The organism is Paenibacillus sp. 01T422, from assembly GCF_056398785.1.
This window is the reverse complement of record NZ_JBFTQB010001082.1, coordinates 1-1,882: the sequence shown is the minus strand read 5'-3', so window position 1 is coordinate 1,882 and position 1,882 is coordinate 1. Positions and strand designations below refer to the sequence as shown.

Genomic DNA, 1,882 nt, shown 5'->3' with positions numbered 1-1,882 from the left:
CTAATATTTCTATAGATCGTACGTGTAGAAACATTGAAATGTTCCGCCAGTTCTTCGGCTGTTGTTCTCTTTTTGCTAATTAATAAATAGACAATCTCAAAATGCCTGCTAATTGCCATCTGTTTGGCGCACAACTCCTTTTGAATTGAGTTACATGGGCCGCGGATTATGGCATACATGTTTCACTATTGTAAATCGCAGGATTCCATCAAACAAATCACAATATAATTACTCTTACATAATAAATTTTTATAAAATATGAAATTTCTAACTGTATAAATTATTTTATCTATACGTTTCTATTTCATAATTTGTTGTAGTTGTGACATTCCCTTACAATAACACGGACATGTCAAATAAACGCAAATGGAGAGTAGAGATGAAACACATGTATACTGAAAAAAGAAGAAAACGCTTTCGCTGGGCCCATGTTTAAACAGCACTTATGTTGATGATTGCCAGTTCGCCGTTTCTGTCTGCGCCAAACGTGCAGGCAGATGAATCGGACAGTTATTTGTTGTCCAAAAACCGATCGATTTATGCTTCATCCTCTCTTGGAGGAAATACCCCGGATTTGGCCGTAGACGATAACGTGTATAGTCGCTGGGAAAGTGTCTGGCAGAAGGATTCGCAGTGGATCTACGTGGATCTGGGAGCTAGCGCAGCAATTGTTTTACCTCCTTTTCCGAATCCAATAATTATGGCATTGAATTGCATCATTTGACACACATCCTTGTCTTAATGTCTTCCCCAGTAAACTACTAGTTCATTCACAAGAATAAGGCTGTTGGATTACCAACAACCTTTTATTTTTTATCATTGCAATTGGTGTAAATTTTTGTTTTAATAAGTATCTCCTATTGCTGTATATTCATTAATTTTTTGTTTTAAAAACTCTTTACTCTGAACGCCAACAAATGTTTCTAATCTGTACCCATCTTTAAATATCATCAAAGTAGGAATACTTTTCACATCGTACTCTGATGCAATGTCAGATTCTGAATCTATATCTACTTTGGCAATTGTAGCCTCATTCTTGATCTCTTTAGCTAATTCTTCTACAATTGGCATCTGTATTTTACAAGGACCACACCAAGTTGCATAAAAATCTACAAGTGTAATCCCAGTTTCAATTTGTCCTCGAAAGCTATCTTTTGTTAGTGAAATAACATCCATAATTATTCTAACCTCCTCGTGTCTTATAAATGTACATTTCTTCTGATAAAAAATTATCCTAACTTAATACCGATGGAAGCATTATCTTCTGGCGTTCCGAGCCAATAGCCATAATTAATCGCTACTTCAACAAAATGTTGTAATACCTCTAGCGAAGGCGGACCTGGTGGCACCGTGTCAACCGGACGACCAATTTCATTGAAGAATTCACCCATTTTCACTGTAGAGACGACGAACAATGTTACTGTCTCGTTAGAAGAATTTCTCCAAGCGTGCTTTACATCTCCTGGAATATCAACCGTTTCACCAGCTTTAACGGTTTTCCAGCTATCTTCCGTGAAGGCTTCAAGTTCCCCTGTGAGAACTACAAACGTTTCACGATCATCATGACTGTGAAGAGGAACGATAACACCAGCTGGAACTTCAGCCTTCATGAAGGAATGGTCCCTATTTTTCGTTAAATCCGTAACGAGTTGAATACGTGGCCCCATGACATCTAATACTTTTGACATATATGATTCCTCCTAATTTATAATGTTGTATATTTTTAAACGCGATGAATGCATATTTAGTAACTCAATCACCTGCTTCTCTAATATAGGGCTAACCATTGATTTTATTCTGTAATCTATCTTACATACAAAATTCTATTTAACCTCCAGCGCTTAATAGGATAATTTGGACAGCTGCTTGTGTTGCATACATT

General features: G+C 36.8%; 4 protein-coding genes. 1 reads left to right on the top strand and 3 read right to left on the bottom strand.

The features are described 5' to 3' along the window. Positions 1-179, bottom strand: a 179-nt coding sequence (locus tag AC1DUA_RS35760; protein WP_477504257.1) for an HTH domain-containing protein, incomplete at its 3' end; no start/stop codon positions are given. A gap of 272 nt (positions 180-451) precedes the next feature. On the opposite strand from AC1DUA_RS35760, the gene AC1DUA_RS35755 reads away from it, so the two are divergent. Next, positions 452-724 (top strand): discoidin domain-containing protein, encoded by a 273-nt coding sequence (locus tag AC1DUA_RS35755; RefSeq protein ID WP_477504256.1) that lies wholly within the window; start codon positions 452-454, stop codon positions 722-724. A gap of 119 nt (positions 725-843) precedes the next feature. Here AC1DUA_RS35755 and trxA read toward each other — a convergent pair whose 3' ends face one another. Next, on the bottom strand, positions 844-1,176 hold the full coding sequence (trxA, locus tag AC1DUA_RS35750; protein ID WP_477504255.1) for a thioredoxin: 333 nt from the start codon (positions 1,174-1,176) through the stop codon (positions 844-846). Positions 1,177-1,229: 53 nt separating this feature from the next. Then, on the bottom strand, positions 1,230-1,688 hold the full coding sequence (locus AC1DUA_RS35745) for a cupin domain-containing protein (RefSeq protein ID WP_477504254.1): 459 nt from the start codon (positions 1,686-1,688) through the stop codon (positions 1,230-1,232). Positions 1,689-1,882: the final 194 nt, after the last annotated feature.